The sequence below is a fragment of the Pseudomonas sp. GZJR-8 genome, from assembly GCF_002916705.1.
Lineage (GTDB): Bacteria > Pseudomonadota > Gammaproteobacteria > Pseudomonadales > Pseudomonadaceae > Aquipseudomonas > Aquipseudomonas synxantha_A.
Map to the genome: position 1 here is coordinate 73,232 of NZ_JXSI01000013.1, position 22,151 is coordinate 95,382.

At 56.3% G+C, this 22,151-nt stretch carries 13 protein-coding genes; 6 read left to right on the forward strand and 7 right to left on the reverse strand.

The annotated features are described in order from the left end of the window. Positions 1 to 15: 15 nt before the first annotated feature. The 3 genes from TK42_RS22410 to TK42_RS22420 form a co-directional block, all read right to left on the reverse strand. Positions 16 to 1,416 (reverse strand): DUF1254 domain-containing protein, encoded by a 1,401-nt coding sequence (locus TK42_RS22410; protein WP_103735154.1) that lies wholly within the window; start codon positions 1,414 to 1,416, stop codon positions 16 to 18. A 121-nt stretch (positions 1,417 to 1,537) separates the two neighbouring features. Then, positions 1,538 to 1,900 (reverse strand): response regulator, encoded by a 363-nt coding sequence (locus tag TK42_RS22415; protein WP_078821353.1) that lies wholly within the window; start codon positions 1,898 to 1,900, stop codon positions 1,538 to 1,540. A 197-nt stretch (positions 1,901 to 2,097) separates the two neighbouring features. After that, on the reverse strand, positions 2,098 to 5,682 hold the full coding sequence (locus TK42_RS22420; RefSeq protein WP_146097893.1) for a hypothetical protein: 3,585 nt from the start codon (positions 5,680 to 5,682) through the stop codon (positions 2,098 to 2,100). Between the two features lie 283 nt (positions 5,683 to 5,965). Between TK42_RS22420 and TK42_RS22425 the strand changes: the two genes are divergently transcribed. The 6 genes from TK42_RS22425 to TK42_RS22450 all read left to right on the forward strand — a co-directional run bounded on the left by TK42_RS22425 (position 5,966) and on the right by TK42_RS22450 (position 16,734). Next, a complete protein-coding gene (locus tag TK42_RS22425) occupies positions 5,966 to 9,463 on the forward strand; it encodes a response regulator (RefSeq protein WP_032875383.1) in 3,498 nt (1,165 codons plus the stop codon). Beyond that, complete coding sequence (locus tag TK42_RS22430) at positions 9,464 to 10,294, forward strand: protein-glutamate O-methyltransferase CheR (RefSeq protein ID WP_171905487.1); 831 nt, start codon at positions 9,464 to 9,466, stop codon at positions 10,292 to 10,294. Then, positions 10,291 to 10,890, forward strand: a complete 600-nt coding sequence (locus TK42_RS22435) for a chemotaxis protein CheB (RefSeq protein WP_005788283.1) — start codon at positions 10,291 to 10,293, stop codon at positions 10,888 to 10,890. Before TK42_RS22430 ends, TK42_RS22435 begins: the two co-directional genes overlap by 4 nt. Further along, positions 10,884 to 12,077: a hybrid sensor histidine kinase/response regulator gene (locus tag TK42_RS22440; RefSeq protein WP_078821356.1), complete on the forward strand. Its 1,194-nt coding sequence runs from the start codon at positions 10,884 to 10,886 to the stop codon at positions 12,075 to 12,077. The genes TK42_RS22435 and TK42_RS22440 overlap by 7 nt, the downstream gene beginning before the upstream one ends. Before the next feature lie 78 nt (positions 12,078 to 12,155). After that, on the forward strand, positions 12,156 to 12,533 hold the full coding sequence (locus tag TK42_RS22445) for a response regulator (protein ID WP_103735156.1): 378 nt from the start codon (positions 12,156 to 12,158) through the stop codon (positions 12,531 to 12,533). A gap of 361 nt (positions 12,534 to 12,894) precedes the next feature. Then, positions 12,895 to 16,734, forward strand: coding sequence for a hypothetical protein (locus TK42_RS22450; RefSeq protein ID WP_146097894.1), 3,840 nt, complete (start codon positions 12,895 to 12,897; stop codon positions 16,732 to 16,734). A gap of 55 nt (positions 16,735 to 16,789) precedes the next feature. On the opposite strand, the gene TK42_RS22455 is transcribed toward TK42_RS22450, so the two are convergent. The 4 genes from TK42_RS22455 to TK42_RS22470 all read right to left on the reverse strand — a co-directional run bounded on the left by TK42_RS22455 (position 16,790) and on the right by TK42_RS22470 (position 22,120). Then, positions 16,790 to 18,385, reverse strand: a complete 1,596-nt coding sequence (locus tag TK42_RS22455) for an ATP-binding protein (RefSeq protein ID WP_228309906.1) — start codon at positions 18,383 to 18,385, stop codon at positions 16,790 to 16,792. Between the two features lie 71 nt (positions 18,386 to 18,456). Beyond that, the gene (locus tag TK42_RS22460) at positions 18,457 to 19,959 is read right to left on the reverse strand and encodes an ATPase domain-containing protein (protein WP_103735158.1); all 1,503 of its coding nucleotides are present in this window, start codon (positions 19,957 to 19,959) and stop codon (positions 18,457 to 18,459) included. A gap of 132 nt (positions 19,960 to 20,091) precedes the next feature. Beyond that, complete coding sequence (locus TK42_RS22465) at positions 20,092 to 21,150, reverse strand: tetratricopeptide repeat protein (protein ID WP_032875361.1); 1,059 nt, start codon at positions 21,148 to 21,150, stop codon at positions 20,092 to 20,094. A gap of 76 nt (positions 21,151 to 21,226) precedes the next feature. Then, positions 21,227 to 22,120 carry a bestrophin family protein gene (locus TK42_RS22470; protein WP_103735159.1) on the reverse strand — a complete coding sequence of 298 codons (894 nt, stop codon included), beginning with the start codon at positions 22,118 to 22,120 and terminating at the stop codon, positions 21,227 to 21,229. Positions 22,121 to 22,151: the final 31 nt, after the last annotated feature.

A 22,151-nucleotide genomic window follows, 5' to 3' on the forward strand; every position in this document is an offset into this window, starting at 1 on the left:
CGGCAAGCCCAGGTGCTATTTCAGCGGTGTCAACAGGGGCAGCTTCCATTGACCGTTACCCACCTCGGGCTTGGGCAGGTAAATACGCAGGATCGCATAGAACGGACCGGGCGGGGCCGGCAGCCAATTGCTCTGTTCGGCCTTCGGTGGCTCGTGGTGTTGCAGCGCCAGGGTGAGGCCACCGTCGGCGTCACGCTGGAGGGTCGATAACATCCGCGAGTTGATCAGATAGCGTTTCTTGTGGTTAGGCACCAGCATTTTTGTCTTGGCGTCGTACAGGGTCAGCGACCAGAACGCATCGGTCGGTGGCAGCTGGTCCTTGGCAAAATGCACGGTGTAGCTGTGGCGTGCGCCATTGGCCGGCTTACCCTCACTGTCGACGACGTAGGTCAGGTGCGCCGCTTCGTCGCTGGAGTGACCGAAAATGCCTAACTCGGCACCGGCGTAGCGATACAGGTAGTTGTTTTGCAGGCGGTCGCGGCTACCGAACAGATCAGCCTGGACAACCTGATGAGTGTCGAGTTTGTCCTTTTTGAACGCGGCAAATTCGGCCCGGCCATCGGCGATGCCTTCTTCCAGGGCCTTGCGCTGTTCTGCTGTCAATTGGTTGACCTTGAACGGCGCACCCGGCGCTATGCCGATTTTGGCAAAGCGCGCCAGCAGGTCTTTTTCGCTGTCCTGTGGGGCGGCGAAGGCCAGCATGAAGTTCAGGTAGCGAAACAGTTGCGGGCCTTCGGTCATGGTCGCCGTCGGCTTGGGCCATTCGATCTTCGGCACCTTGGCCGGGGCAGGCTGCTTCACATAGCTGCTCAGGGGCTGCACTTTGTAGCCGCTCTGGATTTGCTTGACCTTGGCCAGGTCCTTGTCATCAAACAGTTGCGTGCGGTACAGGGCGTAGGCGATGTTGCTTTCGCTGTAGACCACGCGGTCGATGTCCACCGGTTGCTGACCTTTCCAGTCAGGCCCGGCGATCATGTAGTGACCGCCGTTGTTACCGGTGCTGCGGGTGCCCAGATAAGCAATGTTCTGGGAATAAAGGTCGATCAACTGCACCGAGTAGTAGCGCTCGTCTTCAATCCTGGGCAGGGTCAGTACCAGAGGCTCTTTGCGCAGATCCATCCACACGAATGAGTAGGGTGTGTCCGCGTTCGGGCTAGGGAGCGCGGTGTCCTTGGGGGTCAGTACCTGCGCGGTATTACCGATATGGTTGAACGGCGCCTTGAAGTGGGCGCCGCCCTTGTCAACGGCCTGGGTGTAGAGCGTCTTGTACATTTGCACCACCGGGAAACCGTACAGGTAGGCTTCCTTGGCGATTGCCCGGGCTTCACTCGGGCTGGCGGTGAAGTCAGCCCAGGCGCCGGTACTCATGAATATCGAGAGGCTCGCCAACAGCAGGCGCGTCGGTTTTCCAATCATGTTGTTGCGTCCTTCCTGAGTTCTGTCTAAGAGCGTGAGGTGAAGGCGCAGAGTTTCCAGTTTTATTGGCCGAACGTCACGTTAATCCCTTCGCCGACGCGGACAGATCCTAAAGGAGGTGTCAGGCTGGAAGCATTGATTTGACTTTGTCACGTAGTTGGTCGATGGAAAATGGCTTGGCGATCACCTGCATGCCGGACGTCGCATCAATATTTTCGGCATAGCCACTGGCAAATAGAATAGGCAGGGTGGGGCGCAGTTCGCGGACCTTGGTCGCCAGCTCCCTGCCATTCATGTCTGGCAGGCCGACGTCGGTCATCATCAGGTCGATCACCTGGCTAGTGTCCTGCACCATAGAGAGTGCCTCTTCGGCGTCAGCGGCCTCAAGCACCTTGAACTCCAACTCTTCGAGTACATCGACGATCAGCATGCGCACGATGGCATCGTCTTCGACTACAAGGATGGTGGATGCTTCAGCGGACATAAGGGAGATTCCTGAAAAATAAAGGGCGTGTCTTCAACGCTTGAAAGACCATTCTCTAATGAGTCGCGCCGATCTCGGCAAGTTCCGTTGCGGTGGGGCATTGTGAAGGGTATGCGAGCAAATGTCGCGGGAACAAAGGGAAGAACGTCAATGGCACTGCGCAACCATGCCATTGACGCAAGTGATTCAAACGAAGGTCAAAGATTTGCGGTGATCAGCGGATAGGGCTCGTTGTACGGCACGGTGTTGACAAAGCTCTGTTCGTTGAAATAACTGACGTTGAACTCTGGTACGCCGCTGGCAACGTCGACGGGTTTAAGCGTGCCGGCGGCCCATCCACTGTTCAAAGAGACCTCCAGCCCCCGGCGCATTGAGGCCTCATCCGCAAACGTCGCCAACCCGAAGTTGGGGTTGAAGAAAAACCATTCTTTCTCGTTGTTTTTGTTCAGGGTGACGCCTGCGAGCAGCCCATGATCTTTGGTACTGATCGCCAAGAGTGTCGGAGGAGTTGCCTTGCTGAGATTGTCGATAATGTCGGTGTACGGCAATTGGCTGAAAGGTTGCGTACCGTGATACTGACTACTCAAAACCTGATGCATTTGGTTCAGTTGCTTACGAAAAGCCTTTACGTTGGGGTCGTCAGCATTCCCAACTGCTTTCATGAAGTTACTGATGAACTGGTCCCTGCGACCGCGCAGAATCGCCAGCGCCATGGTATTCACGATAGCTGCGCACTCCCCATTAGAAGCCAGGTCCGTTTGGCTGAGGTAGAGGTTTTGCGGCATTGCGTAGGCTTTACCCCCTTGGGCAACTATCTCATTTTGAAAAGCTTTGTAATGTTCAAGGCTAGTGTGCGCCATGCGTTTCTGTATTTCCTTGGCCAATGTGCCTACCGCCTCAGGATCATTGGTCTTCGTGACTGCCAGATCCCTAACCTCCGATTGCTTCATCGTTGGGTGGTAGCCTGGGACATCTTCGACCCGGCCCGAGTTAAAGCCTCGCATGTAGGCAACGCTATCATTTCTCTGGGCGCTCTCTAATGTGTCTCTGAATATCTCGCGACTGGTGGATGGATTGGGCGCGGCATACCTGGCTATCCAGTCAATAAAGTTACTGTTTATTTGACCATTGGCGGCAACGGTCGCAGGTGTGAAATCATCCAGCGCAGCTCCATAAGGCTTCTGCGTGATAGGGTCGTAGGCGTACCACTTGCCCTCTCGAAACACAGCGCCGCCTTCGACCGTCTGCTCTGTAACCTTGTAGGTGCCGGTTGCGACGATGCCCTCCTGTTTACTGGCGGCTTTAAGCAGGTCATAACTACCGGTTGCGCCTTTGAGCATGTTCACGCATTCGAGCCCCTTGGTCGCAATTTTATGTAGCACGGTCCCAACCCCGGTTATCCCGCCGACCAGACCGCCGAGTACGTTGAGTGATTCAATTGCCATTGCACCGAAGAGCTTTGCTGTCTTCACGGCCCTGGCGCCAGCACTCAAGGTCCGCACGCCCTTGAGCGCGGCATTGCCGGCTTGCGCAGCTTTGCCCACGCCAAAAGTGAGGAATCCGAGGATATCGAAGGCCAGGTCAGATACCGCCTCGCCGTAGTTGCCTTGCCGAATGTTGTTAACGGCAGGCCGAAATGGGATCAAATTGAGCAGGAACTCACCCACCTGACTATCGCCCATCCGATCATGCTCGAAGGAAGTAACGCTCTTGGCGTAATTGAGCAACTCCTTGCGGTCGAGGTCCATTTTTTCCAGGTAGAAACTGGCAATCGCATTGGTTCGGCTGGAGTCGAAGCTATTGGGAATCGCATCACTGCCAGGTTTTTCTGCAGAGTCAGGGGCGGGCGAGTTAGTGAAAGGGTGATAAGGCCTTGATATCGCGTGGAGTTGTTCCCCGGCCTTATTGGTTTTTTCTACGGGGAGCAGGCCAGGGAAATTTGAGATCAGCTCGTTTTTTTTCTCGATACTGCCGGTGCTGGTGTTGATGTGGTAAAGGGTTTCCACACCTTCTCGGGTGGTTTTCACATACAAGGTACGGTCACGTTTGACCAACTCTAATCTGCCGTTCTTTGTTTTGCGGTATTCATCGTTGTAGAAGTATTCAAGTTTGCCGAATTCAAAGTTTTTGCGATCTTCCAATGGCAGCTCGCCAATCAGATGTTTGACCATCCCATGGTGGCCTTTCTTTTGTGCCGTTATAGCCTTTTCATATTGGTCCATGAAGTTTGCGGTGATGTCACATTCTTCGGTGCGTGCAAAGCGATTGAATGCAGTGATCGGAATCCGTTTGTCGTTGGTGATCCATGCGTATTTTTCCCCTAGACGCTCCCCCTCCAGCAGAATATCGAGCATGGAGCGCATTCTCGGGTCACCGCGCAGAGGGCCGTCTCCGGTGTAACGCATGGCCAATACTCGGGCTTCGAAAACCGCCGGATCTACGTCGGGAAACTCAGCTTTCAGGCAGTCAAGCGCCATCTCCGTGCGATTGGGAATAGGCACCTGTATGGAAGAAGAGATATCCGTCAACGATTTCAGATGGTTGTTGTAAGCCACCCTGACCTGTTCGATTTGTGAAGGTGTAGGTTCGCTGTTATGGCGATCCAGCAGGTTTCGTGCCCCACCCCAAAGTATCAGGGCATCGCGCTGGGCCGTTTGAACGGCGTAGGTGTTGGCCGGTAAGGATTCCGCTGCTATCAGCACTTCGGCATAGGTCATGCCGGGAACCCGACCAGGTGTGTGGGCTTCGATTTTTGCGGCGGCGATGGTCAGTTGGGCCCACAGGGCACTGCCGACTTTCACGCTGGAAGGGATGTCCTTGATCAGGTACTCAGGCGCACGGCCGGCCAACAGCAGGTAGGCCCCCACCTTGGCCATTTCCGGGGACGTTTTGCCTTTATCGATCAGCCAATTGGACAGGTTATCGATGATAGTGGACGCAGGCTTACCCCAGTGCTGGTTGCTGGCCAGATCGAAACCGGCGATTTTATTGCGATGAGGAGCGGTGATCGACTCCGGGTCCAACTGCAATGTGATGCCCGCCAAGAGGTAGTCGGTCACGCTGCTGTCGCTGGCAAGGCCTTGCATTCGCTCCTGCAGGTCTTTGCCCATCAACTGTGCCTGCGGGGTACGGATCAGTGCCAGCAGTATTTTAGCCGGATCATCCTGAGGCCCTGTGGTAATGGGTTGCTGGTAGCGCAGGAACTCCAATACACCGCCTTTGGTTTGCATCAATAACGGCTTATCACCCAGCGCATGTTCTTGATTCAGGGTGATGTTACGCAAGCGTTGTTGTTCATCTTTGCTCAAGGGCACCGGCCAGGACAGCGCGCCGCTCAGGTTGCCCAGCGGGTTTTCCAGCGAGCGGCTGGTCACCGTAGACGCGAGGCCCGTGAGTTGGACATGGCTACTGGGCAACGGCAACCCCAGGAACTTCTTGATGAAGGTCTCCAGGGTCACACTGCCACCCGCTTCTTCAGCGTAGGAAGATCCAGGGTGAATATCCAGCGGGGTGCTGCCCAGCGCGGCGAGGACGGCTGAGGGCTGCGCCTCTTCACCCAGTTTCGCCGCAATCTGCTGGAGCTTTTGGCCCAGTGACTTCAAATTTTCTTTGTCTGCCAACTGGGCGACCAAACCGGTTTTCCGGGAAGGTATCAGGCTGGTGCGCGCAGGGGGGGACGATAGGGTCGATTGAGTTTGAGGGGTGTCGGGGGCTTGTGTTTCTTCAGGGAATGGAATGGCGCTTGACACAGAGGACAAAGCACGTCGCTCGATATTCAACATGATAGATAAACCTTAAATGTGGATAGGAAATGCGCCCTCCTAATGGAGCCTCCTTGTCCCGAGACGCCCTCCTGAGTGGAGGGGTGGATGGGGCAGGTTCCGATACTTCCTACTCCGCTGTGTGAGAAATAACGTCAATAACCGAATGTAAAACAGGCAAAGCCATGGCGTATTTTTTGCTCGCGGGTGATGCTTCTTGTGTATTTCGGCCTTAGAAAAATAGCGTTCAAGCGCAACTTTGGGGCAAACTCCCGGTTTTTCCGCATTTGGCCAGGGCATCCCCATGACTCCCACGTCGTCCGTCGATGAAAAGAGCTTTCGTACTCTGTTGAGCCGTAACGTGGCCCTACCCTTGGGCGTGGGGGTGCTCAGTGCGGTATTTTTCGTCTGCCTGATTACCTATCTGCTTTCGGTGATCCAGTGGGTGGAGCACACCGATCGGGTCATCAATAACCTCAATGAGACGTCCAAGCTGACAGTTGACCTGGAGACCGGCATGCGCGGTTTTCTGATCTCCGGTGACGAGCATTTTCTCGACCCTTATGAAGTGGCCAAGCCGCGAATCATTGCCGACCTGCGTAATTTGCAAGACCTGGTGGCAGACAACCCCCAGCAGGTCGACCGCCTCAAACGCCTGGAAGCCTTGCAGAACGAGTGGAACACCTACGCCCAGTCGATGATTGATATGCAGCGCCAGAACGGTGACTACCGTGGCGCCGTCAAGGCTGGCCGTGGCAAACGCCTGACGGACGAGATTCGCCGGGAGTACGAAGACGCGGTGGCGATGGAGCAGCAGTTCCGCATCACCCGTAACCAAGAGGTCACCCGCACGACGGTGCTCAGCGTCACCCTGTACCTGGTGTTCGTACTGGGACTGAGTGGGTTTCTTGCTTATATCGGTAGAAAGAATTTAGTTTCACTTTCAGACAGTTACAGTAAGAACCTCGCGTCACAACAGAAGATTGCGCGACGCCTCGAACAGCAAGCCTGGCTACGCAATGGCCAGACCGAACTGGCTGAACAGGTGCTTGGCCAGCTGACCCTGAACATGCTCGGGCGCAACATCCTGCAGTTCTTCGCTCAGTACATGGGCTCGGCCGTTGCCGCTTTGTATGTGCGCGATGAGCACGGCGGCCTCAAGCGCGTGGCCACTTATGGGTTCTCCCGCGAGCAAGAGCAGCAGGAGCAGTCGATCTATAGCGACGAAGGCATCGTCGGGCAGGCCGCCCAGCTGGATCGCCTGATTCGCCTGGACGATGTGCCGGTGGATTACTTCAAGGTCAGCTCCGGCCTGGGCGAAGGCGCTACCCGCAGCGTGCTGGTGATGCCGACCAGCGATGAAGACCGCGTCAACGGTGTGGTTGAACTGGGCTTCCTGCGTGCGCTGGATGAGCGCGATGTCGAACTGCTGGAACTGATCGCCGGCAATATCGGCACCTCTATCGAAGCCGCCCGCTATCGCCAGCGCTTGCAGGAAGTACTGGCCGAAACCCAACAGCTCAACGAAGAGCTGCAAGTGCAGCAGGAAGAACTCAAGACCGCCAACGAAGAGCTGGAAGAACAGTCGCGTATCCTCAAGGAATCCCAGGCCCACCTGGAAACCCAGCAGGCCGAGCTTGAGCAGACCAACGAGCAACTGGCCGCGCAGACCCAGACCCTGGCCGAGCAGCGCGACGCCATGGATCGCAAGAATATCCAGCTCAACCAGGCCCAACTGGAGCTCGAAGACCGCGCCGATGAGTTGCAACGCTCCAGCAAATACAAGTCCGAGTTCCTCGCCAACATGTCCCACGAGCTGCGCACCCCACTGAACAGCTCGTTGATCCTGGCCAAGTTGTTGGCAGAAAACCCCCAGGAAAACCTCAGCGCCGAGCAGGTCAAGTTTGCCGAGTCGATCTATTCGGCCGGCAATGACTTGCTCAACCTGATCAACGACATTCTGGATATTTCCAAGGTTGAAGCCGGCAAGCTGGAAGTGCGCCCGGAGAACTCCAGTGTGGTACGCCTTGTCGACGGCTTGCGGGGCATGTTCGAGCCGCTGGCGGCAGATCGCAAGCTGGGCTTTGAGGTGGACGTGCAGGAGGGTGCACCGACTTTGCTGTTTACCGACCGGCAGCGTCTGGAGCAGATCCTCAAGAACTTGTTGTCCAACGCCATCAAGTTCACCGAACAGGGTGAGGTCAGCCTGACGGTCTCCAGGGCGCCAGGGGAGGGCATTGCCTTTACCGTGCGCGACTCTGGCATCGGTATCGCCCTGGACCAGCAGGAAAGCATCTTCGAAGCCTTCCGCCAGGCTGATGGCACCACTAATCGCCGTTATGGCGGCACCGGCCTGGGCCTGTCCATTTCCCGCGACCTGGCGGCGTTGCTCGGCGGCTACATCAGCGTGACCAGCGAAACAGGCAAAGGCAGCATTTTCACACTGGTATTGCCGGAGCAGTACGTGGAGCGTGAGGAAGACGCAGCACCTATCGAGCAACCGCGCCAAGCCGTGGTCGCGCCAAGCCCTGCACCGGTGAAGATTTCTGCGCTGCCAGTCACTGATACCCAGCAGATCCCACGTTTTGCCGATGACCGTGAAAAGGCCCCTTTCAGCACCCGCTGCATCCTGGTGGTGGAAGACGAACCCAACTTCGCGCGCATCCTGTTCGACCTGGCCCATGAGCTGGGCTACCACTGCCTGGTCGCCCACGGCGCCGACGAAGGCTACAGCCTTGCCGAGGAATACATCCCGGACGCGATCCTGCTGGACATGCGCCTGCCAGACCATTCCGGGCTGACCGTGCTGCAGCGTCTCAAAGAACACGCCAACACCCGCCACATCCCCGTGCACGTGATTTCCGTGGAAGACCGCGTCGAAGCTGCCATGCACATGGGCGCCATCGGCTATGCGGTCAAACCCACCACTCGAGAAGAGCTCAAGGACGTGTTCGCCCGCCTGGAAGCCAAGCTGACCCAGAAGGTCAAGCGCGTGCTCCTGGTAGAGGACGATGATCTGCAACGTGACAGCATTGCCCGCCTGATCGGCGACGATGATATCGAGATCACCGCCGTAGGCTTTGCTCAGGAAGCCCTCGACCTGCTGCGCAACAACATCTACGACTGCATGATCATCGACCTCAAGTTGCCGGATATGCTCGGCAATGAGCTGCTCAAACGCATGGCCACCGAAGACATCTGCTCGTTCCCGCCGGTAATCGTCTATACCGGGCGCAACCTGACCCGCGATGAAGAAGCTGAGCTGCGCAAGTATTCCCGCTCGATCATTATCAAGGGTGCACGCTCACCTGAACGCCTGCTGGATGAAGTCACACTCTTTCTGCACAAAGTCGAATCCCAGCTGTCCCATGACCGCCAGAAGATGCTCAAGACTGCCCGCAGCCGCGACAAGGTCTTCGAGGGGCGCAAGATCCTGCTGGTGGACGACGATGTACGCAATATCTTCGCCCTGACCAGCGCCCTGGAGCACAAGGGCGCCGTAGTGGTTATCGGACGTAACGGACGCGAAGCTATCGACAAGCTCAACGAAGTCGAGGATGTCGACCTGGTATTGATGGACGTCATGATGCCCGAGATGGACGGTTACGAGGCCACGGCCTTGATCCGCCAGGACCCGCGCTGGAAAAAACTGCCGATCATTGCGGTGACGGCCAAGGCCATGAAAGACGATCAGGAACGCTGCCTGGCGGCCGGGTCCAACGACTATCTGGCCAAGCCGATTGACCTGGACCGTCTGTTCTCGCTGATTCGCGTATGGCTACCGAAGATGGAACGTATTTAAGTGGAGCAGTGTTTTTTGGACAAAAGCAGCGACATTGAGCTGCGCCTGTTGATTGAGGCGATTTACCTCAAGTACAGCTACGACTTTCGTGACTACTCCGGTGCGTCGGTCAAACGGCGCGTGGCCCACGCCTTGCGCCAGTTCGACTGCGCGACTATTTCGGCGCTGCAGGAGCGAGTGCTGCACGACCCGGCAGCGTTCATGCAGTTGCTTCAATTCTTGACGATCCCGGTGAGCGAAATGTTTCGCGACCCGTCGCACTTCCTCGCCATCCGCCAGGAAGTGGTACCGCTGCTCAAGACCTACCCGTCGATCAAGATCTGGATCGCCGGCTGCAGCACGGGCGAGGAGGTATACTCCATGGCCATCCTGTTGCGCGAAGAGGGGTTGCTGGAGCGCACGATCATCTACGCCACGGACATCAATCCGGCATCGCTGGAGAAAGCCAAGCAGGGCATCTTCTCCCTTGAGAACGTTCGCGCCTACACAGCCAATTATCAGCAGGCAGGTGGGCAGCGTTCATTTGCCGACTATTACACCGCAGCCTACGATTATGCGATCTTCGACAAGACGCTGCGCGAGAACGTGACCTTCGCCGACCACAGCTTGGCGACCGACAGTGTATTCTCAGAAACACAATTAATTTCATGTCGTAACGTATTGATTTACTTCAACAAAAAGTTGCAGGATCGAGCATTCGGATTGTTTCATGAGTCGCTGTGTCATCGTGGCTTTCTCGTCTTGGGCAGCAAGGAAACCCTGGATTTTTCTGCCTACAGCAAGCAATTCGAACCCTTGGTCAAACAGGAACGGATCTACCGAAAATCATGAGCGAGGCGCATGACCCCCCGATGCGTGGGATTGAAGCTATCGTTGTCGGCGCTTCCGCCGGCGGCGTTGAGGCCTTGCTGAGCATTTTTGGTGAGCTGCCTGTGACCTTCAGCCTGCCGATCATCGCCGTGCTGCACCTGCCGGATGAGCGTCGCAGCCAGTTGGCAGAAGTCTTTGCGCGGCGCCTGAGCATTCCGGTCAAGGAAGCCCGGGACAAAGAGGCGGTCGAAGCGGGCACCTTGTATTTTGCCGGGCCTGGTTATCACTTGTCGGTGGAACATGACCGCAGCCTGTCCCTGAGCCAGGAAGACCGTGTGCACCACTCACGGCCGGCCATCGACTACCTGTTTGCCTCGGCTGCCGATGTGTATGGGCCGCGCCTGCTGGCGATCCTGTTGACCGGCGCCAACCAGGACGGTGCGCAGGGGCTGGCCCACGTCAAGCAATCTGGCGGCACCACCATCGTGCAGGACCCCAAACAGGCACGGATCGCCGTGATGCCCCTGGCGGCCCTGGCCTTGCATACACCTGACCATATTCTTTCCTTGAGCCAGATCGGCTCATTGCTGGCTTCCCTGGAACCCTTCCCATGTTAAGTACTGTCCAGGCCAAACTGCTGATCGTCGACGATCTGCCGGAAAACCTGCTGGCCCTTGAAGCGCTGATCAAGCGCGAGGATCGCCAGGTCTTCAAGGCATTGAGTGCCGACGAGGCGTTGTCCTTGTTGCTGGAACACGAATTCGCCATGGCGATTCTCGACGTGCAGATGCCCGGGATGAACGGTTTCGAACTGGCCGAACTGATGCGCGGCACCGAAAAGACCAAGAACATTCCCATTGTGTTCGTCAGCGCCGCCGGCCGCGAACTCAACTATGCCTTCAAGGGCTATGAAAGCGGGGCGGTAGATTTCCTGCACAAGCCGCTGGACATCCACGCGGTCAAGAGCAAGGTCAATGTGTTCGTCGACCTGTATCGCCAGAGCAAGGCGATGAAGCTGCAAGTCGAGGAACTAGAGCGCAGCCGCCGCGAGCAGGAGCTGTTGCTTACGCGCCTGCAAGCTACACAGGCCGAGCTGGAGCAGGCGGTGCGTATGCGAGACGACTTCATGTCGATTGTCGCCCACGAAGTGCGTACGCCTCTGAACGGGCTGATTCTGGAGACCCAGCTGCGCAAGATGCACCTGGCCCGTGACAACGCCGCCGCGTTTACCCTGGACAAGATGCATGCGATGGTCGACCGCGATGAGCGGCAGATCAAAAGCCTGATCCGCCTGATCGAAGACATGCTCGATGTGTCGCGCATCCGCACCGGCAAGCTGTCCATACGCCCGGCGCGTTTTGATCTGGCGCAACTGGTGCGCAACCTCGTACATAACTTCGAACCACAGGTCGCCGCTGCCGAGTCGTCGATGCAGTTGGTGGCCGACGAGGCTGTGGAAGGCAACTGGGATGAGTTTCGTATCGAGCAGGTGATTACCAACCTGCTGACCAATGCCCTGCGCTACGGGGCCAAAAGCCCGGTGGATGTGCGGGTGTATACCGAGCATGGCGAGGCGCGCGTGGAAGTACGCGACCGTGGCATTGGTATCAGTGAAGCCAACCAGAAGCGCATTTTTCAGCAGTTCGAACGGGTTTCTGCCAACCATGCCGCCGCTGGCCTGGGCCTGGGGCTGTTTATTTCCGAGCAGATTGTTGCCGCCCATGGCGGCACCATTGAGGTCGAGAGCCAGATAGGCGAGGGCGCCCTGTTTCGGGTGTGCCTGCCCCTTGAGGCGGCTGCGTGAAATCAATCGTCAGCTCAACGCAACCTCTGCGTGACCCCATGGTCGTAACTGCAGCAATTGACCGGACAAAGGCTTCCCATGAGTGAAGATGCGCAAGATGTCGTACTGATCGTCGAGGATGACGAATCCATTATGTTTGTGCTGGGTGAATACCTGGCAGGTTTGGGCTACCGGGTCTTGGAAGCGATCAATGGGGAGCAGGCCTTCGAAATCCTTGCGACCAAGCCGCACCTGGACCTGATGGTCACCGATTATCGCCTGCCTGGCGGGATTTCCGGGGTGCAGATTGCCGAGCCGGCGCTCAAGCTGCGACCGGAATTGAAAGTGATTTTTATCAGCGGCTACCCGCAGGAAATCCTCGACTGCAACAGCCCGATCACGCGCAATGCACCTATCCTCGCCAAGCCGTTTGATTTGGATACGTTGCAAGAGCATATCCAGCGTTTGCTTGCATAAGTACACGTCCTCCACCGCGAGGGAAAATCCTCGCGGATGAGTCCAACATCAACCCATGGAGTAATAACTTCAGGTTGGGCAACTCTGCTCACCCGGTGAAAGGCTGACTCAAGCAAAAAGGTAGTGGCAACATTCATATCGATCTTGGTTTTTTAAGCGAGGAAAGTGGTAACAATGTCGGATGACATAACGAAAGTATATTTCAGCCTGTCATGACGGCCTTTTGCCAAGGCGGCGTCGAAATATCGTTGCTTTATATATCCTGATCGGAACCTTCTGACAGATTCAGCCCATTAATCTCGTCGGCGATGAGCCACATTCATCACTGACTTTATTAATTTGTCTTTCAGAAGGTTGACCCATGACCCTATCCAATATTTCCTCAAGCAACCGCCTGTCTGATCCGGTAATGAACTCGCACCCGCTTTCTATCGAGGCGCCCATACAACAAGCCCAAGCCACCGGGGAAACTGGCGATAGGCGGCTGTTGGAGCTTTATGCGAGTGCCATACGCCAAGCAACGCAGACAAACACGGGCGATGAAACAATTGACAATATTCCTAATGACTCGCGGTTTGGCGCATGGTGGCAGCAACTGTACAACGCTACCCATAGCCCGGTTTTCCTGGAATGGGCGAAATCGAAGAATATCGATACCTCACAAGCCATCACCATCAACCCTCACAGTGACGTGCTGACCGTTACGATCAATGGCGAACGTACTGAATTGCGCGGTTCGGAACAAGGCCCCGGCTGGCGGGAGGCTACGGGCCCGATCATGGTGGCCGCGAAAGCGTTGGGGTCTTCCACCGTCGACGCGCCAACCCGCCCAGAGCTGGCGCCGTTGATTCTGGTTGCTCGATTTTATGCTGAGGTACTGCTGCCTTACAGAAAAGAAGAAGTGCTCGCCCGAGCCACGCAGCTTGAACATAATCAGGAATTCGATGTGTTGGGCGCTGAGACTTATGTCGATCTTGGCGCTCAATCGCCCGAGATACTGGAACAGCAAAAGCGCGAGCTAGGCGATAGCGCCAACAAATTCGCGTTGCTTGAAAAACTGAAGAAATTCAACCACGTCCATCCTCAGTTCCTTGCCGGGTATCTGGCCGATACACGGGTCTCGGCCCACCCAGACTCATCCTACCGACAAGACACTCAACAGCCCGACGCCAGTCTGCAAGACCTGCTTCATGCAAACGGCTGGTACGTGCCAAATAATGTGGACGAACTGAAAAATCTGATCCATGTTCTGGGCTCCCCTGCATTGCCTCAAACAACCGACGGAAACTTTGCCGGCGCATTGGCATGGCCCACGCCAATGTCCGCCGAGGACCAGTCTGAACTGGTGCGCATAGTCATTGACAACCAGCCGCCATTGCCTGGCTTGAGCAGTGACGCTCGGCTTGGCAGCGCTGATGTGTTGGGGGCATTGGTAAAGCAGGTCCCCCGTGCCGTACTCGATCAAGGGGATCCAGTCGCCACCGTAGAATGGATCCTCAACAGCGGTGTGGGCCAAAAATTAGGCACGGAGCTGAAAAAGCGAATGGGGGAGGTGGCGCAACACTCCACACCACGGGAAGTATTGTTGACGGTATTGGCTGTGACACTGGACTCACAAAGTCTGGTTGAGGCAAAGCCCGATTACATTGCCGGGTTTAATCTCACCGCGCCCGAGTTCAATCACCAGCCCTTGTCCGTCATCAAACAAGGGCTGATCGATCATCTGGTGCAGACCAACAAAACCACACCAGAGGCCGCGCCAGTTGCAGCAATGCTTCTACTGAGTCGTGCCGCACCAGAGCTATGTGTCAAAGACATTCCCGAAGACGTGACCTATCTCTCAGCTAACTGGCTCAAGCTCAAGGCAGCGGTAGGCCGGCTCGAAGCAACCAGTCCGGGTGCCGCGACACGCATGAGCTTTAGCGAAATTGTTAATTTCGACGCTATTGAGCCTATTACAGACCATGAGCAAGAGATTCAAACGCTGACGGCCTTGCCTGGGCTCCGCGAATGGGGCAAAGCTCATGGCAAGCTCTCGCTAACAAAGGAGCATACAGCTCAACAGCTGGAAGAAACCCAGAAGGCATTCAGTCAGGAGCAACAGCAGATATTGAGCGCCGCTGACGTATTGACGTCCTCACCCCCGACGCAGCGTTCTATAGCACTGGCCGAGCTCAAGGCGCACTTCGGTGAGGACATGCCGTTTGAAGAAAAGAGTATCCGTAGCCACGTCACTCGGACGGATGGCTACAGGTTAACTCCATCGCTTACATTAGATCCTGAAGGCAGTTATTCATTGCTGGACCTTTTTCTGGCGAAGAAGGCAGGGTTGACGGTGGGTTGGTACTCCACCAACCCCAAGATTACTGAAACAGTCATCAACAAACTTTTAACGTTGCCGGATCCGATAACAAAACACAGCGAGGTGTTCGATCAGTACGCGGAGGATTTGTCGCAGGCCTGGAGTACAGTGACCAAAAAGCTTATTTCCAACTTACCTCTGGAAGACCGCAAAAACATCGAATGGGGCGATTTGGAGTTTTATGAAAAAGGTCAGACAACGCGTACGGAAACAATCGCAGGCCGTGCGGGAGCTCTACACTATTCCAACGGTTTTTCACGGCCTAAAGAAGACAGGTCACTGATTATTAAAACCGTTCGTAACGGTGTCGAGACTTACTATGAGTTTGATCCTCAACGCAAGGCGATACGAAAACGAGACGATTGGAAGGACACCTTCCATGAGGGGCCTCAAGGTCCAGAGACTGAAATCCAGTACGGCGGTCTTGGCAAACAATTCACCGTTGATACCATTCAAAAACATCCGGCCTCTGATGACGCCGCCATTAGGCGGGGAGCCCCAGAGAACGAAGATTTCCTACCTGATTCATTTTCCAGTGACCGAAGTAATTTTTTGGGCATGCTGCTCTCTAAAAACATTATAGGATCCTACGGCATGGAGGAGGTGAAGGCCTCCACTCGCGAAGTAACAACGTTTGATCAAGAAAAAGAAAAACAGACGTTTTTTCGTAACCTGATCCTGGGTTTAATACCCGGAGGGTCTGCCGTGTGGAATTTGGCACACGGCAATTACAAAGATGCAGCTGCGGATATCATTTTTGATATCGTGTTATACGCTGCCACCGCAGGGCTAGGAAAGCCGGTTAGTGGAGCATCTCGTGCGGGGTCAAGCCACTTCGGAAAGTTCCTGACTGCTGGCAAATCGACAGCTGGCGTGGGTAACTTGCTTAGGTCGACAACAAACGGTGGGGGAAAACTGGTATCCACAGGCCGTCAGTGGTTCGGCAGGTTGACAGGATCCTCCGACAGTGTCGACTTACTTAAGCTCTCCAATAGACACGATATTGCAATAGGTACTTATAAACCGCTCAACGGCGAGCCAATATCGAACGTCGCTGCGAAGTTCGATGAGGCGACTGGCAGATGGTCACCTTATGATGTAACCAAAAACAAAGTCTATGGCAACCCCCTGGAAAACTTCACCCCTGAAACCGCCAGGTATTTTGAGGACAGCTTGGGCGTTGCAGATGATGTTGCAGATGGCGTCGGTGAAGTGGTACGCCGCAGAAAAAAAACCAATCACCTGGAAAAAAGCCTGGCCAATGATCGCGCAATACATTTAGGGCGCGAAATCAAGGACTTCAAGGTGCTCGGCGATGGTATTTTTTGCTATGTGGATAAATATAAAGGCGTGGAGAGGCTTAATATCTGTGCCCATGGCGTCAATCCGAACTTTAAACAACTTCTCACTGATGAGCCAATGAGTATGTTTTTTAATGGTAAGAAGAACACGCCCGCTGATCTGCTGGAGCATCTTCGCGCTTCGGGTATTAGCCCTGAAAAGTTCAACAATGTACGCTTGTTGATGTGTCACTCAGCCAATGGTTCTGCCAATTCTTTTGGGAGTCAGTTTGGGAAATTAATAAAGCGTGATGTCAAGGCGTTTCAAGGGCCTGTTCGTGCGTATGTCGTGCCTGAACATGTTGATGCTTTAAAGGCAGATATAAACCTGACAAGTCCCGGAGCTTCAACCGCTGATATTAACCAGAGGATCTACAATCAGCTTCAGCTGAATTTATCTCTTGGCACAAGTAAAACCAGCTCTAAAGGAATTAGTGGCTCTCGGTCTGGAAAGGAAATACCCTTTTATTATCGCCCAGTAAAGTTTAAGGCAAGCTAAAACATGATCAGCCCCTTCGTCACAGCGAAAGGGCTGTCAGTTCTGATAAAGGCCCTTACTCCCGAATCATCTCCCGTACTGTGGCCGTTAATAAATCAAACGTAAACGGCTTGGTGATCAACTGCATCCCTGGGTCCAGGAAACCACCGCGCACCGCTGCGTGTTCGGCATAGCCTGTAATGAACAACACCTTGAGTTCAGGTCGAATTTGCCGGCCGATTTCCGCCAATTGCCGGCCATTCATACCGGGTAACCCGACATCGCTGATCATCAGGTCAATGCGTTGTTCGGACTCAATGATTGGCACCGCCGTATTCGCGTCCTCAGCCTCGATAAACCCATAACCCAGTTCCTTGAGCACGGCGCTGACCAGCACCCGTACTGCGGGGTCATCCTCGACGATCAACACCGTTTCCCCTGCATTGGCAAACGGTAGCAAAGTCGGATTGAGCGGTTCCTGGGCTTGGGGCTCGCCGATAAAACGCGGTAGGAACAAGCTGACCGTGGTGCCTTTGTTGACTTCGCTGTGGATGGTCACATGCCCACGAGACTGGCGAGCGAAGCCATAGATCATTGACAGCCCCAGCCCGGTGCCCTGGCCGATGGGTTTGGTGGTGAAAAACGGATCGAACACACGGCCCATCAAGTGTTGCGGTATGCCGCAACCGTTGTCGCTGACACTCAGCTCTACGTAATCGCCCGGTGTCAGGGAGCCGTAGGCGGCGGTGAAGACACTGTCGAGGTGGCGATTGGTGGTTTCCACCCTGAGCGTGCCCCCCGTGGGCATCGCGTCGCGTGCATTGATTACCAGGTTGAGCAGGGCGCTTTCGAGTTGGTTCGGGTCGGCTTCGGCTGTCCACAACACCTCGCTCAAGCGCATGTCCAAGCTGATACTTTCGTTGATGCTGCGTTGCAGCAACTCGCCCATGGAAATGACCAACTGATTGATCTGCACGGGTTTGGAATCCAGCGATTGTCGACGGGAGAACGCCAACAGTCGGTGGGTAAGGCTGGCCGCACGGTTGGCGGAGGTCACGCCCAGGTCGATCAGGCTGTCCAGGTCATCCAGCTTGCCGCGGGACACGCGCCTGCGCAGCAATTCCAGGCTGCCGATAATTCCGGTGAGCATATTGTTGAAGTCATGGGCGATACCGCCGGTCAACTGGCCGACGGCTTCCATTTTCTGCGATTGGCGCAACGCTTCTTCGTTGTTGCGCAGTTGCGCAGTGCGTTCTTCCACTTGCTGTTCGAGGGTTTCCAGGGTGCGCTGCAAACGCAGTTCGCTCTGGCTCAAGTCGATCAGCCGGTCGCGCGCTTCGTATTGGCGTCGACGACCGCGCAGTGCAGTACTGACCAGACTGATAAGCGTCACAGGATGGAATGGGCGCTCAAGGAACGTGACGTTGCCCAGTAGCCCGCTCAAGTGTGAAGAGCCATTTTGTTCACTGCCGCCGTGATGGGTCATCAACACAATGGGCAGGTCCGACCAGGCCGGCTGTCGGTGCAGGAACTCCAGCAAAGGTTCCAGGTTCACGCCACGCAAGGCTTCAGCCGCAATGATGAGCAGGCCGGCACCCTCGTTCAGCGCTGCGCACAAATCCTCAAGACTGCCGGCAACCACACCTTGGTAACCGGCTTCATTGAGCATCATCAGCGCGAGTGAGCTGTCTCGCCCCAGGGGCGCAAGGATGATGGCTCGTTCGAAGGCAGAAGGAGGCGGGGTCACACGTCCTCTTCCTTGAGCAGGGGTGAACCGGCGCCCATGTAGGTCGGAATGCCGCGCAACACGCCCTGGAAATTATCCAGGGGTTGGCCTACGGTCATGCCGCGACTGCTGATACGGTATTCGCGTATGGTCGATTCGTGGGAACCGGTGCGTTTCTTGATAATGGAAATCGCGCGTCGGACCTTGCCCAGTGCTTCGAAATAACGCAGCAGGATAACGGTGTCGGCCAGGTAGGTGATGTCTACCGGGGTTTGCATATCGCCGACCAGGCCGTGCTGGGCAACGGTCATAAAGGTCGCAGCGCCGCGGCGGTTGAGATAGAGCAGCAGTTCGTGCATATGCAGGATCAGTGCATTTTCTTCCGGCATCGCCGCTTGATAACCATTGATACTGTCAATTACCACCGTCTTGATGCCGCGTTCGTCCACACAACGTCGTACCCGATGGGAAAACTCACCCGGGGACAACTCGGCGGCGTCCACCTGTTCGATCAACAGATTGCCGGTCGCTTGCATAGCCTCCAGGTCAATACCCATGTTCCTCATGCGCTCGAACAGCAGACCCATCTCTTCGTCAAAGATGAACAGTGCCGCCTTTTCTCCGCGCTCTACGGCGGCGGCGGCAAAAATCATCGAGATCAAGGATTTGCCGGTACCGGCCGGACCGAGGATCAGACTGCTGGAGCCGGTCTCGACACCGCCGCCCATCAAGGCATCCAGTTCGGCAATGCCGCTGCTCATGGTTTGCCGTACATAGCCACCACGGTGCTCGGCCGCTACCAGACGCGGGAACACATGTACACCGTCTCCCATGATGGTGAAGTCGTGGAAGCCGCCCCGGTATTTCTGCCCGCGGTACTTCACGATTCGCACACGACGGCGTTCGGCGCCGTAGTCAGGGGTTAACTCTTCCAGGCGGATGACGCCGTGAGCCACGCTGTGCACGGTTTTGTCGAGAGACTCGGTGGTCAGGTCATCGAGCAGCAGTACCGTGGCGTCATAACGCACGAAGTAGTGCTTGATCGCCAGGATTTGCCGGCGATAGCGCAGCGAGCTTTGCGCCAGCAGACGGATCTCCGACAGGCTGTCGACTACCACGCGGGTCGGTTTGACGCGTTCCACCACTTCGAAAATCTGCCGAGTGGCTTCGCCCAGCTCCAGGTCGGAGGAATACAGCAAGCTCTGCTGATGCTCTGCATTGAGCAAGCTTTCGGGCGGGGTCAATTCGAAGATATGGATGTTGTCGTCCAGGTCCCAACCGTGGGACTTGGCACCTTGGCGCAGTTCCCGCTCGGTTTCTGACAAGGTGATATACAGCGATTTTTCACCGTTTTTCGCCCCTGCCTGCAAGAAGTGCAGGGCGACGGTGGTTTTACCGGTGCCCGGCTCACCTTCAAGGAGAAACAAATGGCTACGTGATAGCCCGCCGGAAAGAATGTCATCAAGACCTTCGATGCCGGTGGCCGCCTTTTCACTAAAAAGCGCATTGGATGTAGACAAGAAGTGCCCTCAGGTCACGTACAAGTTGGGTGCACGCCGAAGGGGCGCGCCATATTCACTTGACCGTATCGGCATGTGGCGGTTCAACGTTTCTTAAGAATTGCAGTCGTGTAGGAGCGCGCAAGCTCGTTCCTACAGGCCTTGCTGTAAGGCTGGATCATCCGGGTTCTGCTGCTCCAACTGTGCCAGCAGCACCTGGACGTTCTGCAATTGGCCGCTCTCTTTCCAGTAATTGACCAGCAGTACACGTGCTTTGCGATTGGCCGGGTGGCGCTGAACGATCTCTTCCAACTGGCGCTGGGCCGCCTCCAGTTCATCCTGGTCGTGCAGTGTGGTGGCCAGGTCAAAGCGATAATCCTGGTTGTCCGGCTCAAGCTCCACCGCCTTGGACAGGCCGAGCAAGGCATAGGGGCGCTCGCCGTGGTGCAGCAACCACATGCCCAACGCGTGTTGCAGGTAGGCCGACTCCGGATGCGCCGCCAATTGCTGCGCCAACAGTTGGCGCGACTCCTCGCTCTTGCCTTGCTTGTCCAGCAGTTCGATTTGCGCCACGCCTGCTTGCAGGTTGTCCGGTTCCAGGCGCATTGCCTGTTCCAGAGCGTCTTGCGCCGGTGCCAGCATCGCGCTGTGGATGTACAGGCGCGCCAGTTGGATCCAGCCTTCAGCGGTTTCGGGCTGGGCCTTGAGGGTTTTCACAAACTCGTCGAGTACCTGCTGCAAGGGGCCGAAATACAAGCCCAGGGTGTCCGGCGACAGACCGAGCAGGGCATTGGCCGCAGCAAAGCGCACAGCCTGTTCGGGATCATCCAGTACCGGACCGAGCAACAGGGTGCGCTGGCCGCTAGGTACCAGGCCGACGATGCTGTGGATCGCCGCTTCGCGAACCATTGCAGATTCATCGGCCAGGTCTTTATCCGCCAGCTTCAGCGCTTGGGGGCTGGGGTAATTGGGCAATTGGGCGTGCAGGGCGGCACGGCGCTCAGGCGACAGATCAGGCCGTCCCAACTGTTGGTACAACACGCGCGCAGCGCCCGGCTCACCGTTTTGGGCCTGTTTCAACGCCTTGGAATAACCGTGGGCAATGGCGGGCGCCACGGTGACTTGAGGGGGACGAGAGAAAAACCAAGTGATCGACACGATCAACAACAGGGCGCACAGGCCGATGATGGAGTTACGGCGTGACTTTGACATGCGGGCGTCCGAAAGCTGTGGTTGCTAGTGCAAAGCCATCAGCTTCGGTCAGTGCAGGGCCAGTGTCAAACCGGCGTCAGGTCAGCACGTACTCCACCGGTTGCGGCGCAGCAGGCAAGTCGACTTCACCGAGGGCCGCCAGGATCTCGCGCTCCAGGGTTCGCAGGATGGCATCGCACGGCAGGTCGTTTTCGTCAAAGCCAAACGGGTCTTCCAATTCATCGCCGATCGCATCCAGACCAAAGAAGGTGTAGCTGACGATTGCAGTGAACACCGGCGTCAACCAGCCCAGCGGTTCGGCCATGGCGAAGGGTAACAGGATGCAGAACAGGTAAATGGTGCGGTGTAGCAGCAAGGTGTAGGGGAAGGGCAGCGGGGTGGTCTTGATGCGCTCACAGGACGCCTGCACCTGGCTGAGGCCGACTAGCCGAGCTTCCAGCTGGGTGTAGCGCCATTCACTGATCACACCCTGCCGGGCCAGAACGCACAACCGCGCACCGAGCATCTGCAGCACGCTGTCAGGCAAGTTGGGGTGGCTCGCGCGCACGGTAACCCAGGGCTGTATGGCGCGCACCTCATCTTCATGGCGCAAATGCGCGATCAAGCCATGGGCAAAACCGCATAGCTCACGCAACAGCCCGGCCCGCTCGGGGGTATCGCCGAGCACCTGGGTTTCACGAATCAGCGAGCGTACCTCGATGATCATCTGTCCCAGTTGCTTGCGGCCTTCCCACCAGCGGTCGTAGCAGGCGTTGTTGCGAAAACTCATGAAAATCGACAACGACAAGCCCAGCAAGGTAAAGGGCGTAGCGTTGACCTTGGAAAAATAGGCGGGGTGCAGGGTTTCCACCAGCACGATGACTGAAGCCAGCAGCGTGACCAACAGGCTGCGCCAGGCAATGCGCTTGGCAATCGAGCCCTTGAGGGAAAACAGGATGCCCAGCAGGTTGGGCTTGGGGCGAACGATCATGGCAGGCTTCTGTGAGGGTGCAGGCATCAGG